Origin of the sequence: Massilia atriviolacea (genome assembly GCF_003953935.1) — a bacterium.
Taxonomy (GTDB): domain Bacteria; phylum Pseudomonadota; class Gammaproteobacteria; order Burkholderiales; family Burkholderiaceae_D; genus Telluria_A; species Telluria_A atriviolacea.
The window spans coordinates 371,522-391,190 of the sequence record NZ_RXLQ01000001.1 but is presented as its reverse complement, the minus strand read 5'-3'; the positions used below and the strand labels follow the sequence as shown (position 1 = coordinate 391,190).

16 protein-coding genes are annotated in these 19,669 nt (G+C 66.3%); 15 read left to right on the top strand and 1 reads right to left on the bottom strand.

Annotated features, from left to right (window positions below; genetic code table 11):
- The first annotated feature begins 552 nt into the window (after positions 1-552).
- Entirely contained in the window at positions 553-1,803 is a 1,251-nt protein-coding gene (locus EJB06_RS01655; RefSeq protein WP_126072254.1) for a glycosyl hydrolase, read from the top strand.
- A gap of 1 nt (position 1,804) precedes the next feature.
- Here EJB06_RS01655 and msrC read toward each other — a convergent pair whose 3' ends face one another.
- Entirely contained in the window at positions 1,805-2,290 is a 486-nt protein-coding gene (msrC, locus tag EJB06_RS01650) for a free L-methionine (R)-S-oxide reductase MsrC (RefSeq protein WP_229426880.1), read from the bottom strand.
- A gap of 354 nt (positions 2,291-2,644) precedes the next feature.
- Between msrC and EJB06_RS01645 the strand changes: the two genes are divergently transcribed.
- The 14 genes from EJB06_RS01645 (at position 2,645) to EJB06_RS01580 (ending at position 19,664) form a co-directional block, all read left to right on the top strand.
- Positions 2,645-3,310 (top strand): NUDIX hydrolase, encoded by a 666-nt coding sequence (locus EJB06_RS01645; protein WP_126072252.1) that lies wholly within the window; start codon positions 2,645-2,647, stop codon positions 3,308-3,310.
- A 25-nt stretch (positions 3,311-3,335) separates the two neighbouring features.
- The gene (locus EJB06_RS01640; protein ID WP_126072251.1) at positions 3,336-4,313 is read left to right on the top strand and encodes an SPFH domain-containing protein; all 978 of its coding nucleotides are present in this window, start codon (positions 3,336-3,338) and stop codon (positions 4,311-4,313) included.
- Positions 4,314-4,320: 7 nt separating this feature from the next.
- A complete protein-coding gene (locus EJB06_RS01635; RefSeq protein ID WP_126072250.1) occupies positions 4,321-5,268 on the top strand; it encodes a lipopolysaccharide kinase InaA family protein in 948 nt (315 codons plus the stop codon).
- Positions 5,269-5,285: 17 nt separating this feature from the next.
- Positions 5,286-6,263 (top strand): VWA domain-containing protein, encoded by a 978-nt coding sequence (locus EJB06_RS01630; protein ID WP_126072249.1) that lies wholly within the window; start codon positions 5,286-5,288, stop codon positions 6,261-6,263.
- An 8-nt stretch (positions 6,264-6,271) separates the two neighbouring features.
- Positions 6,272-7,732: an adenylosuccinate synthetase gene (locus EJB06_RS01625; RefSeq protein ID WP_126072248.1), complete on the top strand. Its 1,461-nt coding sequence runs from the start codon at positions 6,272-6,274 to the stop codon at positions 7,730-7,732.
- 143 nt (positions 7,733-7,875) lie between these two features.
- A complete protein-coding gene (locus tag EJB06_RS01620; protein WP_126072247.1) occupies positions 7,876-8,694 on the top strand; it encodes a DeoR/GlpR family DNA-binding transcription regulator in 819 nt (272 codons plus the stop codon).
- A 235-nt stretch (positions 8,695-8,929) separates the two neighbouring features.
- Positions 8,930-11,698, top strand: a complete 2,769-nt coding sequence (locus EJB06_RS01615; RefSeq protein ID WP_126072246.1) for a TonB-dependent receptor — start codon at positions 8,930-8,932, stop codon at positions 11,696-11,698.
- A gap of 11 nt (positions 11,699-11,709) precedes the next feature.
- Entirely contained in the window at positions 11,710-12,957 is a 1,248-nt protein-coding gene (locus EJB06_RS01610) for a glycoside hydrolase family 27 protein (RefSeq protein ID WP_126072245.1), read from the top strand.
- Positions 12,954-13,862, top strand: coding sequence for an EamA family transporter (locus EJB06_RS01605; RefSeq protein ID WP_126072244.1), 909 nt, complete (start codon positions 12,954-12,956; stop codon positions 13,860-13,862). The genes EJB06_RS01610 and EJB06_RS01605 overlap by 4 nt, the downstream gene beginning before the upstream one ends.
- On the top strand, positions 13,859-15,157 hold the full coding sequence (locus EJB06_RS01600) for a D-tagatose-bisphosphate aldolase, class II, non-catalytic subunit (RefSeq protein WP_126072243.1): 1,299 nt from the start codon (positions 13,859-13,861) through the stop codon (positions 15,155-15,157). The genes EJB06_RS01605 and EJB06_RS01600 overlap by 4 nt, the downstream gene beginning before the upstream one ends.
- On the top strand, positions 15,154-16,350 hold the full coding sequence (locus EJB06_RS01595; protein ID WP_126072242.1) for an SIS domain-containing protein: 1,197 nt from the start codon (positions 15,154-15,156) through the stop codon (positions 16,348-16,350). Before EJB06_RS01600 ends, EJB06_RS01595 begins: the two co-directional genes overlap by 4 nt.
- Entirely contained in the window at positions 16,334-17,296 is a 963-nt protein-coding gene (locus tag EJB06_RS01590) for an N-acetylglucosamine kinase (RefSeq protein ID WP_126072241.1), read from the top strand. Before EJB06_RS01595 ends, EJB06_RS01590 begins: the two co-directional genes overlap by 17 nt.
- The gene (locus tag EJB06_RS01585) at positions 17,293-18,405 is read left to right on the top strand and encodes an amidohydrolase family protein (RefSeq protein ID WP_126072240.1); all 1,113 of its coding nucleotides are present in this window, start codon (positions 17,293-17,295) and stop codon (positions 18,403-18,405) included. The genes EJB06_RS01590 and EJB06_RS01585 overlap by 4 nt, the downstream gene beginning before the upstream one ends.
- The gene (locus tag EJB06_RS01580) at positions 18,402-19,664 is read left to right on the top strand and encodes a glycoside hydrolase family 27 protein (RefSeq protein WP_126072239.1); all 1,263 of its coding nucleotides are present in this window, start codon (positions 18,402-18,404) and stop codon (positions 19,662-19,664) included. Before EJB06_RS01585 ends, EJB06_RS01580 begins: the two co-directional genes overlap by 4 nt.
- Positions 19,665-19,669: the final 5 nt, after the last annotated feature.

Genomic DNA, 19,669 nt, shown 5'->3' with positions numbered 1-19,669 from the left:
ACGACTGGACATGCGGTACCAGGGGCGATGCGGATGGCGGACGAACAGGAACAGCCAGATGTCTCGAAGCCTGCCGGCTGCCGGCACCTGATCGTCACGACATTGAAACGGTGAGCGGGTTGCGGAAGGCTCCGCGTGATATGGGAAGACTACATAGGTCGATCGCGGTGAATTGTGGGTTTCGTCCTCAGCGCAAAGCATGGCAGCACACATGCGCCGTCATGAGAATGCTCACTCGACCTGCTGGCAAGTATTGAGAATCTCGCAACTTCAGACTGCCGCCAGTATGCCACGCGGTCGTTCCCAGCATCAAGCTTTTCCACCAGTTGTTACTCTTCGCTACATGACGCACTACGCGGCGCACTACTTGACGCACTACGTGACGCACTACGTGACGCACAATGTGGCGCACTACGTGACGCACTACGTGGCGCACTAAACACCTCGCCAGTTGCGCGCCGCCCGCTAAAGAAGGCTGTCAATACAAGTCCTCATTGAAAAGCGGCGCGCAGCCGATTACCTTGGGCGCTCCCTCACCGCTGGAGAGACACCATGACCCACCAACGCACGGCGGCCATCCGCCTGCTCGCCCTGACGGCCGCCCTGGCGCTGCCCGCACACACCCAGGCGGCCGATCCCGGCACCTGCTCCGTCAACCAGAAAACCTGGCCCATCTGCGGCACGGATAACCGAGGCTGGAACGTCGAAAACGGTAACTACTGCGTGTCGCGCAGCTTTTGCACCAGCGCGCCGCCGACGGCCAGCCGCAGCGCCCCGGTCGACGCCAGCGCCAACGGCAAAACGCGCGCGGTGTTCAGCTATCTGCGCAGCGTCTGGGGCAAGCAGGTCATCGCCGGCCAGGCCGACCTGACCTGGAGGGATGCGATCGACATGGAAGCGCGGGTGCGCGACGATACCGGCAAGACGCCCGCGCTGATGGGCTACGACTTCATGAACTACGGCCTGACCGCAAACTGGGTCGAAGGCCGGCACCAGACCGAGGAAGCGATCGCCTTCGCCGGCAAGGGCGGGCTGGTGACGTTCGCCTGGCACTGGCGCGACCCGGCGCTGCTCAAGACAGCGCAGGTCAACAGTGCCAACTTCTATGCGCGCGAGAGCGACGCCAGCAAAAATACGAATTTCATGATCCCGATGGCCAATGGTGCGCTGGACAGGAACAGCCCGGCCTACCAGCACATCAACGATGGCATCGACCTGATCGCGGTGGAGCTCAAGCGGCTCTCGGACGCGGGGGTGACGGTGCTGTGGCGGCCCTTGCACGAAGCTTCGGGCTACAAGGGCGACGGCTGGTTCTGGTGGGGCCGCACCCGTACCGACGGCGCGCCGCAGGCGTATGCCAACATCCTCCTGTGGCGCCATATGTACGACCGCCTGGTGAACCGGCATGGCCTGCATAACCTGATCTGGGTGTGGAACGGCCAGGACCCGGCCTGGTATCCGGGCGACGATGTGGTGGACATCGTCAGTCACGATATTTACGACGGCAACGACAACAAGAGCTATGGGGCGCAACTGGCCACCTATCAGCAGGCGCTGAACACGCCGGTCAAGCGCAAACCGGTCGCCCTGAGCGAGAACAGCTACATTCCCGACCCGGACAAGATCGCGCTCGACAAGGCGTGGTGGCTATGGTTCATGACCTGGAGCGATGGCGACGGTCCCGCCGGCGTCAGTAGTCCGAACAACTTCTGGACCGGCGAGTACTACAACACCAATGCGCACAAACAGAAGGTCTACCACCATCCGAATGTGATTACGCTGGAGCGCCTGCCACGCTTCTGAGTCAGTGCATGTCGGTCGCGTCGAGGAAGGCCTTGACCATCGCTTCGAGGCCGACCCGGTCTTCTTCGCTGAAGCGGTCCAGCAGCGGGCTGTCGATGTCGAACACGCCGTACAGCTGGCCGTCCTTGATCAGGGGGATGACGATTTCGGCGTTCGAGGCGCTGTCGCAGGCGATGTGGCCGTCGAACGCGTGCACGTCGGCGACCACGATGGTGCGGCGCTCCTGTGCGGAAGTGCCGCACACGCCCCGGCCCAGGGGAATGCGCGCGCACGCGACCTTGCCCTGGAAGGGGCCGACCAGCAGTTCCTGCGCGTCGCCCTTTTTGCCCGGACGGAGCAGGTAGAAGCCTGCCCAGTTCAGGTCGGGGATGGTGGAATACACCAGGGCGGAAAATTGCGAGGCGTTTGCGGTCAGATCGCGCTCGCCTTCGAGGATGCTGCTCACCTGGCGCGCGAGAAGAGGATAGTCACCTGAGTTGCTTGTCATGTCGGAGTGCATACGGCTGGCTGATTGTCTGGTAGTTGAAGAAAAGCCGCGATGTGCGCGGAGGTGCGCATTGTAGCGCGTTACGGCCGATCCTTGCGGCGCCGGGCGTGCCGATGGCGTCGTAGTGCCCCCCCCGGCGACGAACGGCAGCGCGCCGCCATCGATCCTGAATCGCCCCTGCCGGCCACGCCAGCCCTCGCGGATTGCCCTTCAGACTAATAAGATTCAGTTTGAATCTAATCGTCGAATCATGACGAATTTAGCCCTTCAATCGAATTTCGCTTGCTGTTTCATTTTGAAACTAAGTACAATGCAAGCATGTCAACTCAATCCAACCTTCCACAGGAGCCCCGCGTGAATGACGTCATCTGCACGGTCGACACGGTCCTGCTGACCCTGGGCGACGACGGCCTGTCGGTCGCCCTGCTCAAGCGCGAACGCGAACCGTACAAGGGCGTGGCCGCCCTCCCCGGCGGCTACATCCACACCGACAAGGACCTGGACGGCTACGGCGCCGCCCTGCGCGTCCTCAAGACCAAGACCGGCATCGACGTGCCCTACCTCGAACAGCTGGCCGCGTTTACCGGCGCGGCGCGCGATCCGCGCGGCTGGTCGGTGTCGCTGGCCTATTACGCGCTGGTGCCGCACGCGGTCATCGCGGCGGCCGGCCATCCCGGCGTGAAGCTGGTCGGCGTCGATCGCCTGCACACGCTGCCGTTCGACCACGCGGCCATCGTGGCGGCGGCCGTGCAGCGCCTGCGCGGCAAGACCCAGTATTCGTCGCTGCCGTGCTTCCTGGTCGGGGAGCTGTTCACGCTCCCGCAGCTGCAGCGCGTGTACGAGGCACTGATGGGCGAGCCGCTGAACAAGGTCAGCTTTCGCCGCAAGATGGCCGAACTCGATGTGCTGGAGGCGGCCGAAGGACAGATGGATGCGTCGAGCCCGAGCCGCCCGGCGCAGTTGTACCGCTTGCGGCCGGAATTTCGCGACCGCTTAGGGCTGCTCAAGCGCGGCCTGTGAGCATTCAACCAAGGAGAACACGATCATGGCCATTATCGACAGGGTAAAGTGGGACGGCAGCCCGAGCCAGCTCGCATGGAAGTACCCTTCGCAGGAGCTGTCCACGGGCACGCAGCTGATTGTCAACGAGTCGCAGCTCGCCTTTATGGTGCGCGACGGCGTGTACGAAGGCCCGTTCGGGGCCGGCCGCCACACGCTTTCGACCAGCAACATGCCTTTGCTGCGCAAGCTGGTGGGCTTGCCCTTCGGCGGCCAGTCGCCGTTTTCGGCCGAAGTCTGGTTCGTCAACCTGGCCACCACGCTCGATGTGCGCTGGGGGACGCCCGATCCGATCCAGCTGCAGGACCCGAAGTTCGGGATCATGGTGCCGGTGCGCGCCTTCGGCCAGTACGGCATCCGGATCGACGATCCGAAGCTGTTCCTGATGTCGCTGGTCGGCACCGCGCGCGGCATGGATGCGGCCACGCTGGCCGACTATTTCCGCGCCGTGAACACGACCCGCATCAAGACTGCGATCGCCGCTGCGATCGGTGGGAGCGGCGTATCGGTGCTGGAGATCTCGACCCGGCTCGATGCGCTGTCAGGCGCCTTGAAGGATTCGCTGGCCGATGAAACCGCGCAGTACGGTGTGGCGCTGACACACTTCAGTATCGAATCGGTCAACGTACCGGAGGCCGATCCGGCCGTCCAGACACTCAAGGCGGCGCTGGCGCGGCGCGCTGAAATGAATATCGTCGGCTTCGACTACCAGCAGGAGCGCCGTTTCGACGTGCTGCAGACAGCTGCCGCCAACCAGGGCAGCGCCGCAACGGTGCTCGGCGCCGGCATGGGCCTGGCCATGGGCGGTGCGCTGGGGGCCAGCGTGGGCCAGATGGCCCAGGCCATCGCGCCGGCCGCCCACGGCGAGCGCATCGCCCTGCTGCGCGAGCTGGCCGCGCTGCGCGAACGGAACATCCTGACCGACGCCGAATTCGACGCCGAGAAAAAACGCATCCTGGCTTGATTCCGACATGACGCCGCTCACCCTCCTTTGCCCCCAATGCGGCAGCCCGCTGCCCCGGCAGGCGCTGTGGCGCATCGTCAGCTGCACCTACTGCGGGGCGGACGTGACGCACAGCGAAGACCTGGTGCGCGCCGCCGATTTTCGTGCCGCCTACCTGCGCTCGCGCGCAGGCGACGCGGAGGCGGACATTGCCTGCGGCGGCCAGCGCTACAAAACCATCGCCCACCTGGGCGCCGGCGGCTGCGCAACCGTGTCGCTGGCCGACCGGAGCGGCGCCATGCCGGGACGCGTGGTGCTCAAGCTCGCCCACCCCGGTGCGCCCGCCGGCCATCTGGCACGCGAAAAAGCCATCCTCGACCAGTTGCAGGCCGACGACGGGCCGGGCGCCGCTTACTATACCCAGCGCCTGCCGCAGGCGGTCGCCGTGGGCGCGGGCGCCGGCGCGGATGGCCAGCGGCGCGAGGTGCTGGTGCTGCGCCACCCCACCGGATTCTGGGGCAGCCTGGCCGACGTGCGGCTGTCCTATGGGCGCGCCATCGACCCGCGCCATGCAGTGTGGATGTGGCGCCGCGTGCTCGAAGTGCTGGCGTACGTACACGCCGGCGGCTGGAGCCATGGCCGGCTGGCGCCCGAGCACCTGCTGGTGCACCCGGCCGACCATGGCGTGCTGATTATCGGCTGGTCCGGCGCAACCCGCAGGCACGATCGCGGCGCCCAGGCGCGCGACCTGGTGCAGCTGGCCTGGGCCATGCGCGCGATGCTGTCCGACTCCCCGGGCGAGCCGGCCTTGTCAAACGCCATTCCGGCCCCGCTGGCGCGGTTGCTGGAGCGGGCCAGCATGGACGCCGCATGGTGCGCGTCACTCGGCGCGGAAGGCATGCGCCAGGCGGTCGGCGGCGCGGCGAAAGACGCGTTCGGCCCGGCCAGATTTATCGATTTCAGTCCCACTCCGTAACCAATAAAGGAACTATCATGGGTCAAGGTAACTATTCCCACGCTGCGCACGCAGCACTGGTCGCCGACCGCGCGTCGGCATCCCGCACCGAGGTGTTCACCCAGCGCGGATGCCACCCGCTGATGAACCCCAAAGGCCTGAAAATCCGCGAATCGCGCGACAGCGAGGACCATCCCAACTCGCTGGGCATCGTGTTCGCGCTCGACGTCACCGGCTCGATGGGCGACATTCCGCAAAGCCTGGCCACCAAAGAGCTGCCGACTTTCATGGCGCTGCTCGGCGCGGTCGGCGTCGCCGATCCGCAACTGCTGTTCATGGCCATCGGCGACGCCACGTCCGACCGCGCCCCGCTGCAGGTCGGCCAGTTCGAGTCGACCGCCGAACTGATGGACCAGTGGCTGACCTGGAGCTACCTCGAAGGCGGCGGTGGCGGCAGCGGCGAAGAGAGCTACGAGCTGGCCTTCTATATGGTGGCGCAGCACACCGACATCGACTGCTGGGTCAAGCGCCGCAAAAAGGGCTATCTGTTCATCACCGGCGACGAGCTGCCCTACCCGGCGGTCTCGCGCCACCAGATCGGCAGCCTGGTGGGCGACAAGCTCGATGCGGACGTGCCGATCGCCGAGGCGATTGCGGCGGCGGCCGAAACGTACCATGTGTTCTTCCTGATTCCCGACCTGGGCCGGCGCGCCCGCTGCGAAAAACGCTGGCGCGACCTGCTGGGCGACCATGTGATCTGCATGGAGGAGCCGGGCGACGCCTGCGCGGTGGCCGCCGCCATCGTCGGCCTGACCGAGCGCGCCATTCCGGACATGGATGCGCTGGTGACCACGCTGGGCGCCAACGGCATTGCGCCGCAGCGCGTCTCGGCCATCGTGCGCGCCCTGCGCCCGTACGCCGACCTGCTCGATCCGGATGCCGCCGCACGCGTGCATGTGCCGGCGGCGGGTACGCCGGCGACGCCGTCGGCGTGGTGGAAACGCATGTTCGCATAAGGATAGCCATGTCTTCGACACGTCTGGTGTCCCTGCTGGGGCTTGGCTTCGGCGATTGCGGCAAGGGCCTGTTCACCGATTTCCTGTGCCGGCAATGGGGCGCGCACACGGTGGTGCGCTTCAATGGCGGCGCCCAGGCGGGCCACAATGTGGTGCTGCCGGACGGACGGCATCATACCTTCGCGCAGTTCGGCGCGGGCAGCTTTGTGCCGGGTACGGTCACCTTGCTCGCCTCTCCGGTGGTCGTGCATCCGACCGCGCTGCTGGTGGAAGACGCTTACTTGCGCCGCGCCGGCGTAGATGACGCCCTGCGGAGGATCGTCATCGACGGCCGCTGCCGCGTCACCACACCGTATCACCAGGCTGCGGGCCGCATGCGCGAACTGCGGCGCGGTGCGCAGGCGCACGGCAGCTGCGGCGTCGGCGTGGGCGAAACGGTGGGCCACGGCATCGATTATCCCGCACAGATCGTGCATTACGCCGATCTGGTGCAGCCGGCGGTGGCGCTGGCCAAACTGGAGCTGATGCGGCGCACACTGCGCGCCGGTTTCAGCGAGCATTGCGAGGAACCGGCCAACCAGCGTGCCTATGCGGCGGAACTGGCGGTGCTGGACGACCCGGGCATCGCCGCGCGCTGGCTCGACCAGGTGGCGCAGCTGACCCAGCAGGTGCCGCCGGCCCCGCGCGCACAGGTGTCCGAGCGGCTGCACCTGCCCGGCTGCGTGCTGTTCGAAGGCGCGCAGGGCGTGCTGCTGGACGAATGGCGCGGTTTTCATCCGCATACGACGTGGAGCAGCATCCATCCGGCGTCGGTGCAGGCGGTGGCGGCCGACGCGGGCCAGCATGCGCGCATCGAACACCTTGGCATCCTGCGTTCGTACATGACCCGGCATGGCAACGGGCCGCTGCCGACGCACGATGCGCGCCTCGATCGGCTGCCCGAGCCGCACAATGCGTCGGACGGCTGGCAAGGGCGCTTCCGGCGCGGGCATCCCGATGCGCTACTGCTGCGCTATGCGCTTCAGGTGGCGGGGCCGCTCGACGGCCTGCTGGTGAGTCATCTGGATGTATTCGACCGCGCGCCGGGCCTGCACTGGTGCACCGGGTACGAGGCGGACGATGCGAATGGTGCGAATGGTGCGGATTGTGGGAGTGGTTCGAATGGTGCGGATTGTGGGAGCGGTTCGAATGGTGCGGATGACGGCTTGTGCACGCGCGATCCGGTGTCGGGACGGATCGACGCCATCCTGCCTGGTGCGGCGCACGACCTGGCGCATCAGGAGCGGCTGGGCCGACTGCTCGCGCGGGTCACGCCACACTACGCGAACGAGCCAGTGCCCGATGCGGCGGCATTCGTGGCGCAGCTGGAGGCGCTGGCCGGCGTCCCGGTGTTGTTCGGCTCGCATGGGCCGACGTACGCCACGGTGAGAAGCCTGAAACCGTTGCCAACGCCGCGCGGAGCGTTATAAAAAGATATTCATTTTTGAATTGAGGTTGTTTTGCCTGATTCGGATGTCTTCGAGGCGTGCTATACCCAGGCCGGGCCGCGCCACTTGGCTGCATTCCGTTTTATAATGGCCCGGTGCCAACTCGAAACAAAGCGAAACAAGAAATGGAAAATCCGAACGGCGCAGCGCCGGAACGAAACCCGGGCCCCGACAAGGGCCGCCTCCTGGCCGAACGACGGCGCCAGATCGTGGAACTGGTCGAAGCGCAGGAACAGGTCACGGTCGAAGAACTGTCGGCCCGCTTCGGCATTTCGGTCGTGACCATCCGCAGCGACCTGAAAGCGCTGGAAGACGTCGGCGCGCTGGTACGCACCCACGGCGGCGCGCTGGTGCAGCGCGATGGCGACGACCTGCCCATCAGCGTCAAGGAAAACCAGCATCACGCCGAGAAGAAGCGCATCGCCGCCGCCGCCGCGCGCCTGATCGCCGACGGCGATACCATCATCCTCGATTCGGGCACCACCACGGCCGAAATCGCCAAGCTCATTCGCGGCATGAAGCTCACGTCCATCAACGTGATCACCAACGCGCTCAATATCGCGGTCCTGTTGGCCAATGTGCAGCATGTGAACCTGATCATGCTGGGCGGGCAGCTGCGTTCGCGCTCGTATTCGCTGTCCGGGCCACAGGCCGAAGCCGCGCTGGAGCACCTGCAGGCGGACCGCCTGTTCCTCGGCGTCGACTGCCTCGACCCAGAGATCGGCCTGATGACGCCCTACCTGCTCGAAGCGCAGCTCAATGCGAAAATGATGAAGGTGGCGCGCCATGTGGTGGCGGTGGCCGATTCGTCCAAGCTGCTGCGCCGCACCTTGTCGGTGATCGCGCGCGTCGACGATATCCACATGCTCATCACCGACCGTGGCGCCGACCAGCAAGTGGTCGATACCCTGATCGAAAAAGGCGTCGAGGTCGTGCTGGCCTAGCGCCACACCCTGCGCAGTTTTTTACCCGCTTTTCCCTCCCCGCTTGTCCGACCCGCGCCGCTGCCGGCTGTGCGCAGGTCACGCCCGCCGCTACCCATCTCGCATGAAACCGTCTTGCTTTTGCTTTCGCGTTGGACGAAAACGACATTGCGAAAGTTTTCGAAAGTTTCTTGTTCTTTCGAATTGATTACTTTAGTATGACTTCATCTTCTCTCCACCGCAAAAGGTCAGGCCGATGATTATCAGAAATGGAAACAGGTTTACGCGCACGCTCATGGTCGTGGCGATCGAACTGGCGCTGTATGGCAGCGCCAGCGCGCAGGAAGCGGCGGCGCCGGTGGCGGCGCCCCTGGCCGATCCCGCGGTTCCGGCCGCGGCCACGGTGACCGTCAGCGGAACCCGCGCCAGCCTGGCCAAATCGCGCGAACGCAAGCGCGACGCCGCCATCGTCATGGATACCATCACCGCCGAAGACCTGGGCCGCTTCCCGGACGATAACGTGGCCGATTCGCTGTCGCATATCAGCGGCATCACCGTGTCGCGCACCCATGGCGGCGAAGGCCAGTACGTCAATGTGCGCGGCCTGGGGCCGGCCTACAGCATCGTCACCCTGAACAACCGTACCCTGGCCACCGATGGCGACGGCCGCGAATTCGCTTTCGACGTGCTGCCGTCGGAGACCATCTCCGGTGCGGACGTGATGAAGTCGGCGGACGCCACCCAGATCGAAGGCAGCATCGGCGGGGCGATCAACCTGCGCTCGGCACGCCCGCTCGACACGCCCGGCTTTCGGTCCAACTGGCGCGTGGAGAGCGACTACAACGACCTGTCGCGCAACCATGGCGGCAAAATCTCGGGCGTGGTGAAGAATACCTACGACGACAATCGCCTCGGCGTACAGCTCGGCCTCGTGCTCGGCAAGAGCAAGACGCGCTCGGACACGCTCAACGAATTCGCCTACACCACCTTGCACGCAAGCCTGGACAAGAACGGCAAGCAGATCGATTCGCCCGATGGCCGCGACCTGCTGGCGCCCTGCTGCTTTTCGGTCGGCACGCTGGACCAGGAAAAGAAGCGCGGCGCGCTGTCGGGCGCCATCGAATGGAAGCCGAGCACGAACATTCGCATGGCATTCGACGTGCTGGCCACGAAGCTGGACGCGCCTTCCACCGGCTACAACCAGTCGTATTTCGTGGACCACGCGGAAGGCCGCTACAGCGATGTGGCCATCAAGGACAACCTGGTCACCGGCATGACGGTCAAGCACCTGACGCCGGAAATCATCAATCGCACCGACAACCGCGTCGTCAACAGCGGCCAGATCGGATGGAACGGCGAATGGAAGGTCAACGAAGCACTGAAACTGACGGGCGACGTGTACCGTTCGACTGCCAAGCGCGATTCGGGCGGCAAGAACAGCTGGGCGGTGGCCGGGATCCCGGGCGACCATACCGGTTACTACAGCATCAGGGACGGCCTGCCCCACATGCGCGTCACGCTCGCCGACGGGCGCGACCTGGCGGCGGCCGCGCCGACCCTGGGCGACAAGGACTACGCGCTGCACTGGGCGCAGCTCGATGGCACCAGGATCAAGGACACCGTCGATGGCGCTTCGCTGGCGGGCAGGCTGCAACTCGACAAAGGCGTGTTGAACAGCCTGCGCTTCGGCGCCAGCAACACCAGGCGCGCCAAGACGCGCAGCACCTTCGACAATCTCGATTACGCCTGCCAGTACTGCAATTACCAGCATACCTTCGCGTCGCTGGGTGCGAACGTGATCGGCTCGATCACGCCGCGCGACTTCATGCGCCATGGCGGCGGGAGTTTTCCGGGCACCCTGGGCACCTTCGACCTGCCGGCCTACTTCAATGCGATGAAGGCGCTCGATGGCAAGGAGATCGTCGACGCCCTGGGCCAGCCGACCGGCACCTTCTACAACGCCGCGCTGATGACGCCCGCGTTCAACCCCACGGCGTCGTACGACGTGACAGAAAAGACGCTGGCCTCGTACGTCTCGGCGGAACTGGCCGGCGACGACTGGTTCGGCAGCGTCGGGCTGCGCTGGGTGCGCACCAGAACCGCATCGGAAAGCGCGGTGCGGCGCGTGCTCAAGGTCGACGACCTGACCCCGAACGACCCGACCTCCAGCCCGACCATTACCTACAGCCTGCCGACGCCCGACATCGTCGACGGCAAATACAGCAAGCTGCTGCCGTCCCTGAACCTCGGTTACTGGGCGCAGAAAAACCTGCTGGCGCGCTTTGCGCTGGCCAGGACCATGGCGCGTCCTTCGCTCGACCAGCTGGCGCCCCTGACCACCGACGGCTCGGTCAACCGCATCTGGGAAGTCAGCGTCCAGGGCGACGCCCACCTGAAACCGGTCGAAGCGCGCCAGGGCGACCTGTCGCTGGAGTGGTATTACAACCCCAAGTCGATGCTGACCGGGGCGCTCTACTGGAAGAACATCAAGAACTTCGTCACCTATGCGCGCGACGAGAATGTGGACATCGGCGTACCGGGACAGCTCTACACCGTGATCCACCCGATCAATGGCGATGGCGCCAGGGTGCGCGGGCTGGAACTGGGCGTGCAGCACCTGTTCTCGAACGGCTTCGGCGTGAACTATAAATACAGCTACACCAGGACCAGGTCGCAGGTGGGCGGGGTCGATGTGGGACCGCTGGAAGGCGTGGCGCGCACCTCGTCGGCGGCAGCGCTGCTGTACGAGGACGACAGGATCAATGCGCAGATCGCACTCGACTACACCGGGCGCACGGTGGAAGTACGCGAGTCCTACGGCGGCATGGCCAAGATCGCCGACCCGATCACCTGGATTTCGGCCTCGCTTTCGTACAGCATCAACAAGAGCCTGAATGTGTTCATCGAAGGGAAAAACCTGGGCGACGCGGTCTACAAGGCGAACCTGAACCGCCGCAGCGACGCGCTGGCCGGATTCGAAACCTGGGGCCGCACGGTCACCATCGGCGCCACCGCCAAATTCTGAGCGGGGCACTCATGTTCAAGCATGTATTGAAACGCTTGCCGGCACTGGCGCTCAGTTGCGCGGCCAGCCTGGCGGGGGCCGCGCCGCTGGCGCAGACGCCGCCCATGGGCTGGGTGAGCTGGCTGCAATTTGCCGACAACATCAACGAGCAGTTGATTATCGAGACCATCGACGCCATGGCATCGAACGGGATGCGCGAGGCCGGCTACCGGTATGTGAACCTGGACGATGGCTGGCAGCGCTACAAGGGAAACCGGCGCGACCATCCGCTGGAGGCCGATCCGGTCAAGTTCCCGCGCGGGATCAGGTACCTGGCCGACTATGCCCATGCGAAAGGACTCAAGTTCGGGATCTATTCGGGTCCCGGCCAGAGCACCTGCGCCGGCTATACCGGCAGCGAGGGCCACGAGGCGCAGGATGCGAAGCTGTTCGCGTCGTGGGGCGTGGACCACCTCAAGTACGACAGCTGCTGCTCGCACAAGGATGCGCCGGTGCCGGTCCTGAAAACCATTTTCGGGGCGATGTCGCGCGCGCTGGTGGCGCAACAGCGCGACATCGTGCTCAACGCATGCCACTGCGGCTGGGGCAAGCCGTGGGAATGGGCGGCTGATCTGGGAGCGCATCACTGGCGCATCGGGCAGGATATTTCGGACGATTTCGATTATCCGGCCAGGCGCGAGAAGTACTTTTTCGATGTGCTGGACCTGATCGACCACGGCATCGGACTGGAAAAATACTCGGGACCGGGGCACTGGAACGACTACGACATGCTGATCGTGGGCCTGAACGGCAACAGCATGCAGCTACCGGGCGCCGGTGCGTCGAACGTCGAATACCGGACCCACTTCAGCATGTGGGCGATGCTGGCCTCGCCCCTGCTGGCGGGGGCCGACCTGCGCAAGCTCGACCCCTACTCGCTGGAGACGCTGACCAACAAGGAGATCACGGCGCTCAACCAGGACAGCCTGGGCAAACCGGCGCGCAAGGTGCGCGACGACGGCCAGCTGCAAGTGTATGCGAAGGAGCTGGCCGACGGCAGCTGGGCGGTCGCCCTGCTCAATCGCGGCAGCGCCACGGCCGACATGAGCTTCAGCCCCCGGCGCGACCTGACCCTGACCTGGGACGCGTACACCGTGCGCGACCTGTGGCAGCACAAGGACCTGGGCAGTTTCACGATTCCTTTCACGACCGAAGTGACCAGCCACGAGGCGCGCATCCTGCGCATCGCGCCCATCGCCAGACCAGGGAAAACACCATGAAATCAAGTAATTGGCTTACCTACGCCGGCATTACGACGCTGCTGTGGGGCGTATGGGGCGCGTTTGCGGGAGCGCCCAGCGGGAATGGCTTTCCCGAGACGCTCAATTATGTCGTGTGGGCGCTGACGATGATCGTGCCGGCCTGGGTGGTGATGCGGCGCGCGGGCTGGCGCCTGCAGCGCGATGCGCGTTCGGTGTGGCTCGGGATGGTGATCGGCGTGCTTGGCGCGGGCGGCCAGATGATCCTGTTCCATGCGGTGAAAATCGGACCGACCTACCTGATCTTCCCCATCATCTCGCTCTCGCCGATGGTGACCATCGCCCTCTCCTTCTTCTTGCTCAAGGAGCGGGTCGGCAAGCTGGGGATGGCCGGCATCGTGCTGGCGGCATGCGCGCTGCCGCTGTTCGACTATGCGCCCGGCCAGCCGGCCAGTATGGGCCTGTGGTTCGCACTGTCGCTGGCGGTGCTGCTGGCATGGGGCTTGCAGTCGTACTTCATCCGCCTTGCCAACGCCAGCATGGACGCGGAGAGCATCTTCTTTTACATGACCGTCAGCGGCCTGGCGTTCATTCCGGTGGCGCTGCTGCTGACGGACTTCAGCCAGCCGGTCAACTATGGCATGAGCGGGCCGGGGCTGGCGGCGGCGATCCAGGTTCTCAATGCCATCGGCGCGCTGACGCTGGTGTACGCCTTCCGCTTCGGCAAAGCGATCGTGGTCTCGCCGATGGTCAATGCGGGCGCCCCTTTGCTTACCGCGATCGTCGCCATGGCCGTGGCGGGCGTGATGCCGGGGCAGTTCAAGCTGGCCGGGATCCTGCTTGCGCTGCTGGCCGCGCTGCTGCTTGCCTTGCCCGAGGGCGAAGCCGAACCCGATACCGATTTTTCTAACAGGACGCAACCATGAAGGCTTTACTGAACATCATCCGCCAACACAAGGCCGGCGCGCCGGTCGGTATTTACTCGGTCTGCTCGGCCCATCCCGTGGTGCTGGAAGCGGCGCTGCGCGAAGGGCTGGCGCATGGCACGCCGGTGCTGATCGAGGCGACGTCGAACCAGGTCAACCAGTTCGGCGGCTACACCGGCATGAAGCCGGCCGACTTCCACCGCTTCGTGATGGCGATCGCCGACCGCGTCGGCTTCCCGCGCGACCTGGTGCTGCTCGGGGGCGACCATCTGGGGCCGAACTGCTGGCAGTCCGCCCCGTCGGACGAGGCCATGAACAAGTCCGATGTGCTGATCGAGCAGTATGTGGCGGCGGGCTTTCGCAAGATCCATCTCGATTGTTCGATGTCGTGCAAGGACGATCCGGCGCCGCTTCCCGAACATGTGGTGGCGGCGCGCGCGGCGCGCCTGTGCGCGGTGGCCGAGCGCACCTGGCGCCGCTGCGGCGGCGAGGCGCCGGTGTATGTGATCGGCACCGAAGTGCCGGTGCCCGGCGGTGCGCAGGAAGACCTGCACGACCTGCAGGCGACCAGCCCGGAGGCGGCGGCCGGCACCATCGCTGCGCACCGCGCGGCGTTTGCGGCGGCCGGGCTGGAAGCGGCGTGGGAGCGCATCGTCGGCCTGGTGGTGCAGCCGGGGGTGGAATTCGACCATCACAAGGTGATCGACTATCGCGCGCCGCTGGCGCAAGCGCTCAGCGCCTACATCGAAAGCGATGCGCTGATGGTGTACGAGGCCCATTCGACCGATTACCAGACGCCCGCCAACCTGAAGTCGCTGGTGCGCGACCACTTTGCGATCCTCAAGGTCGGACCGGCGGCCACCTTCGCGCTGCGCGAGACCCTGTGGGCGCTGGCGGACATCGAGCATGAATGGCTGGGCGCGCGCCGCAGCGCGGGCCTCAAGTCCGTGGTGCTCGACACCATGCGCGCGCGGCCCGCCTACTGGCGCGGCTATTACGCCGACCCGGCGCGCGAGCAGGTCGACCTGCAGTTTTCGCTGAGCGACCGGATTCGCTACTATTGGCCGGCGCCCGAAGTGCGGCAGGCATGCGAGGCGATGCTGGCCAACCTGGATCGCGATCCGCCGCCCTTGACGCTGGTCAGTCAATACCTGCCGGACCAGTATGCGGCGATCCGCGCAGGCCGGATCGCGGCGAACACCGGACACCTGCTGCAGGCGGGCGTGTCCGCCCTGCTGCGTCAATATCGATATGCATGCTCGCCGACGGCGGGACACCTGGAGCTGGCACAATGAACGATGCACTGAACGAGCGCCGACTCGGATACGCGCTGACGGAGCTGGAAGCGCTCGGCGCCGGCTGGACCGCGCGCGAAATCGACCAGCAACCGCAGGTCTGGGCCAGGGTCCTCGACCTGCTGCGCCAGCGGCGCGGCGCCATCGACGATTTTTTGCGGCCGCTGCTGGCCAACCCGGATTTGCGCATTGTGCTGACCGGCGCCGGCACGTCGGCCTTCATCGGCGCGTGCCTGGTGCCGGCGCTGTCGCGCGGACCGGCGCGCGCGGTGGAAGCCGTGCCCACCACCGACCTGGTGGCGGGACCGGACCGCTACCTGCGCGCGGACGTGCCGACCCTGCTGGTGTCGTTTGCGCGCTCGGGCAGCAGCCCGGAAAGCGTGGCGGCCTTCGATCTGGCCGAGCGCCTGGTAAAGAACTGCCATCACCTGGTCGTGACCTGCAACGTGGCCGGCGCGCTGTATGCACGCTGCCAGTCGCATCCCAGGGCATTCGCGCTGCTGCTGCCGGACGAAACGCACGACCGCGCGTTTGCGATGACGTCCAGCTTTTCGTCGATGCTGCTGGCGGCGGCGTCGATGTTCGGGGCGATCGTTGCGCCGCCGGAAGGCGAAGCCCGGTTTGCCGGCGCCGCGCAGGCGCTGCTGCGGGACGCGCTGCCGCTGGCGCGGGAGCTGGCCGACGCGGGTTTCGAGCGCGTGGTATACCTGGGCAGCAATGAGCTGGGCGGGCTGGCGCGCGAAGCGGCCTTGAAGCTGCTGGAACTGACCGACGGCCGGGTGGTGGCCAGCTTCGATTCGCCGCTGGGCTTCCGGCACGGGCCGAAAAGCGTCGTCAACGATAGCACGCTGGTGGTGCTGTTCCTGTCGAACGACGCCTACACGCGGCGCTACGACCTGGACCTGCTGGGCGAACTGCGCAGGGATGGCCGCGCGGCCCGGGTGCTGGCGTTGAGCGCCCAGGCGGACGGCATCGGGGCCGGCGACCTGCTGCTCGACGGGGCGGCCGCGGCGCCGGACATCGAACTGGCGCTGCCTTTCGTGGTGTTCGCCCAGATGTTCGCGCTGCTGCAATCGCTGCGGCTGGGGATCCGCTCCGATACGCCGAGCGTGTCGGGCACGGTGAACCGTGTGGTGGCGGGCGTGACGATCTACCCGTGGGAAGGAAAGGACGATCATGTACCTGGGCGTTGACGGCGGCGGCACCAAGACCGCGTTCGCCCTGCTCGACGCGGACGGACGCCTGCTGGCGCGGCACGAGAGCGGCAGCGCCTATTATCTCGTAACGGGGCTGGAGCGGACCGCCGCCATGCTCAATGCCGGCGTGGCCGAGACGCTGGCATTGGCGGGGGCGACGCCGGACGCGGTGGCGTTCGCGTTTTTCGGCTTGCCCGCCTATGGCGAAGACAGCCTGCTGCACGCGGCGCTCGATGCGCTGCCCGGCGAGCTGTTTGCGCCGCAGCGCTACCGCTGCGGTAACGACATGGTGTGCAGCTGGGCCGGATCGCTGGCCTGCGCCGACGGCATCAGCATCGTGGCCGGCACCGGCTCGATCGGCTACGGCCGTTACGATGGCCGCGAAGCGCGCGCCGGCGGCTGGGGGGAACTGTTCAGCGACGAAGGCTCGGCGTACTGGATCGCACGCGAAGGACTGGCCCTGTTCGCGCGCATGAGCGACGGCCGGACCCCGCGCGGGCCGCTGCATGCTATTTTCCGGCGCGGCCTGGCGCTCGGCGCGGACCTGGACCTGTGCGCGGAAGTATACAGCCGGCGCAAGGGCGAACGCAGCCAGCTCGCGCAACTGGCGCGCCTGGTGCAGCAGGCGGCGCTGGAGGGGGATGCCGAGGCGAACGCGATTTTCGAACAGGCCGCGCACGAACTGGCGGCGATCGTGGACGCGGTGCGGCGCCAGCTGGGCGTGCCGGCGGACGTGGCGCTGCCGGTCTCGTACAGCGGCGGGGTATTTAACAGCGCATCGCCGCTACTTGGTCCATTTACGCAGCGGCTGGCGCGGCACGGCGGCTTTGCCTTGCAGGAGCCGCAGTTCGAGCCGGTCATCGGCGCGGCCTTGTACGCTGCGCAGTGCGACGGCAAGCTTCCCGGGCGCGTGGCGCTGGCGCGGCTGGCGCAGCGCACATGAGGCGCATCGCGGGCGCCGCCCTGCTGCTGGCCGCAGGCGTGGCGGCGGCGGCGCCGACTTACAGCCGGGCCGACTTTTACCGGGTCGAGAAGATCGACGCCCACATGCACCTGCACGGCGAACTGCCGGCCTTTTTTGCCAGGGCCAAGGCGGACAAGGTGCGCGTGCTGACGATCAACGTCGATTATCCGGATTTTCCGGCGCTCGACGCGCAGCGCGAGGCCGCGCTGTCCCTGCTGCGGCGCCACCCCGCCGAGGTGGCGTTTGCGGCCACCTTTCCGGTGGCGCGCTTCGAGCAGCCCGAGTGGGCGGCGCGGACCATCGCCGATCTCGACAAGGCCGTGGCCGACGGCGCGGTCGGGGTCAAGGTCTGGAAGAATATCGGCATGGCCTTGCGCGGCAAGGATGGCCGGCCGGTGATGGTGGACGACGCCCGCTTCGCACCGGTGTTCGCCCATCTGGCCGAACGCGGCGTGCCGGTGCTGGGCCATCAGGGCGAGCCGAAAAACTGCTGGCTGCCGCTCGCCAAGATGACTGTCGACAGCGACCGCCAGTACTTCCGCGAGCACCCCCAGTACCATATGTACAGGCAAGCCGCGTGGCCGGGCTACGCGCAGCAGCTGGCGGCGCGCGACCATCTGCTCGAGCGGCACCCGACGATGCGCTTTGTGGCGGTGCACCTGGCGTCGCTGGAATGGGACGTGGAAGCGCTGGCGCGCTTCCTGGACGCGCATCCCGACGCGCGGGTCGACCTGGCGGCACGCATGGTGCATTTGCAGCAGCAGGCGATCGGGCGCCGCGCCAAGGTGCGCGCCTTCCTGATCCGCTACCAGGACCGGGTGCTGTACGGGACCGACCTGGCCAGTTCCCCCGGCCAGGGCGACACCGGGTTCGCCGGCGCGGCGCATGCGGCATGGCTCGACGACTGGGCCTTCCTCACTTCCGGGCGCGTGATGCGTTCGCCCGACCTCGACGCCCCTTTCCGCGGCCTGGCGCTGCCGCGCCGGGTGGTCGACAAAATCTATTCGCGCAACGCGCGCAAGCTGTTCCCGCAGGCCTGGCCGACGGCCGGCGCCTCCCTTTCAACGCACGCATCGGATCAACCATGACGACATCTCTTCTTCGCAGCGCCAGGCGCTGTGCGCTGGCCCTTCTTGCACCGCTGGTGCTGTCCATGCCGGCGGCCGCGGCCAAACCTGTCAGCAACGGGCTGGCGTTGACGCCGCCGATGGGCTGGAGCAGCTGGAACAACTTCGGCGACAGCATCGACGAAAAGCTGATCGTCGAGACCATCGACGCGATGGTGGCCAACGGCATGCGCGACGCCGGCTACCAGTATGTGAACCTGGACGACGGCTGGCAGCGCTACAAGGGCAACCGGCGCGACAGGCCGCTGGAATTCGACCCGGTGCGCTTCCCGCGCGGGATCAAGTACCTGGCCGACTACGCGCATGCGAAGGGCATGAAGTTCGGGATTTACTCGGGGCCGGGCCAGACCACCTGCGCCGGCTACACCGGCAGCGAGGGCCACGAGGCGGAAGACGCGAAGCTGTTCGCGTCGTGGGGCGTCGATCACCTGAAATACGACAGCTGCTGTTCGCACAAGGAGGCGCCGGTACCGGTGCTGAAGACGATTTTCGGGACCATGTCGCGCGCCCTGATGGCGCAGCGGCGCGGCATCGTGCTGCACGCCTGCCATTGCGGCTGGGGCCAGCCGTGGGAATGGGCGGCGGACATGGGCATCAATCACTGGCGCATCGGGCAGGATATCTCGGACGATTTCGATTATCCGGGCAACCGCGAGAAGTACTATTTCGACGTGCTCGATACGCTCGATCGCGGCATCGGGCTGGAAAAGCATTCCGGTCCCGGACACTGGAACGATTACGACATGCTGATCGTGGGCCTCAATGGGCGCAGCAAGGAGCTGGTCGGGGCGGGTGCGTCGAACGTCGAGTACCGCACGCATTTCAGCATGTGGGCGATGGTCGGCTCGCCCCTGCTGGCCGGCGCCGACCTGCGTTCGCTCGATGCGGACACGCTGGCGACCTTCACCAACAAGGAAATCATCGCGCTCAATCAGGACCCGCTGGGCAAACCTGCCGAGAAGGTGCGCGACGATGGCGTGCTGCAGGTGTATGCCAAGGAGCTGGCGGACGGCAGTTACGCGGTGGCCCTGCTCAATCGCGGCAGCGCCACGGCCGACATGACCCTGAGCCTGCGGCGCGACCTGGCGCTGACCTGGAAAAAATACAGGGTGCGCGACCTGTGGCGGCACCAGGATATCGGGACCTACGATATTCCGTTCACCACGGAGGTGATCAGCCACGAGGCGCGGGTGCTGCGGCTGTATCCGGTGGCCGAGTAGGAGCG

Excerpts from the sequence above, each read along its gene's own strand:
- EJB06_RS01655 (WP_126072254.1), top strand. The coding sequence starts at position 553 with ATGACCCACCAACGCACGGCGGCCATCCGCCTGCTCGCCCTGACGGCC.
- msrC (WP_229426880.1), bottom strand. The coding sequence starts at position 2,290 with ATGACAAGCAACTCAGGTGACTATCCTCTTCTCGCGCGCCAGGTGAGC.
- EJB06_RS01640 (WP_126072251.1), top strand. The coding sequence starts at position 3,336 with ATGGCCATTATCGACAGGGTAAAGTGGGACGGCAGCCCGAGCCAGCTC.
- EJB06_RS01635 (WP_126072250.1), top strand. The coding sequence starts at position 4,321 with ATGACGCCGCTCACCCTCCTTTGCCCCCAATGCGGCAGCCCGCTGCCC.
- EJB06_RS01630 (WP_126072249.1), top strand. The coding sequence starts at position 5,286 with ATGGGTCAAGGTAACTATTCCCACGCTGCGCACGCAGCACTGGTCGCC.
- EJB06_RS01625 (WP_126072248.1), top strand. The coding sequence starts at position 6,272 with ATGTCTTCGACACGTCTGGTGTCCCTGCTGGGGCTTGGCTTCGGCGAT.
- EJB06_RS01620 (WP_126072247.1), top strand. The coding sequence starts at position 7,876 with ATGGAAAATCCGAACGGCGCAGCGCCGGAACGAAACCCGGGCCCCGAC.
- EJB06_RS01615 (WP_126072246.1), top strand. The coding sequence starts at position 8,930 with ATGATTATCAGAAATGGAAACAGGTTTACGCGCACGCTCATGGTCGTG.
- EJB06_RS01610 (WP_126072245.1), top strand. The coding sequence starts at position 11,710 with ATGTTCAAGCATGTATTGAAACGCTTGCCGGCACTGGCGCTCAGTTGC.
- EJB06_RS01605 (WP_126072244.1), top strand. The coding sequence starts at position 12,954 with ATGAAATCAAGTAATTGGCTTACCTACGCCGGCATTACGACGCTGCTG.
- EJB06_RS01600 (WP_126072243.1), top strand. The coding sequence starts at position 13,859 with ATGAAGGCTTTACTGAACATCATCCGCCAACACAAGGCCGGCGCGCCG.
- EJB06_RS01595 (WP_126072242.1), top strand. The coding sequence starts at position 15,154 with ATGAACGATGCACTGAACGAGCGCCGACTCGGATACGCGCTGACGGAG.
- EJB06_RS01590 (WP_126072241.1), top strand. The coding sequence starts at position 16,334 with ATGTACCTGGGCGTTGACGGCGGCGGCACCAAGACCGCGTTCGCCCTG.
- EJB06_RS01585 (WP_126072240.1), top strand. The coding sequence starts at position 17,293 with ATGAGGCGCATCGCGGGCGCCGCCCTGCTGCTGGCCGCAGGCGTGGCG.
- EJB06_RS01580 (WP_126072239.1), top strand. The coding sequence starts at position 18,402 with ATGACGACATCTCTTCTTCGCAGCGCCAGGCGCTGTGCGCTGGCCCTT.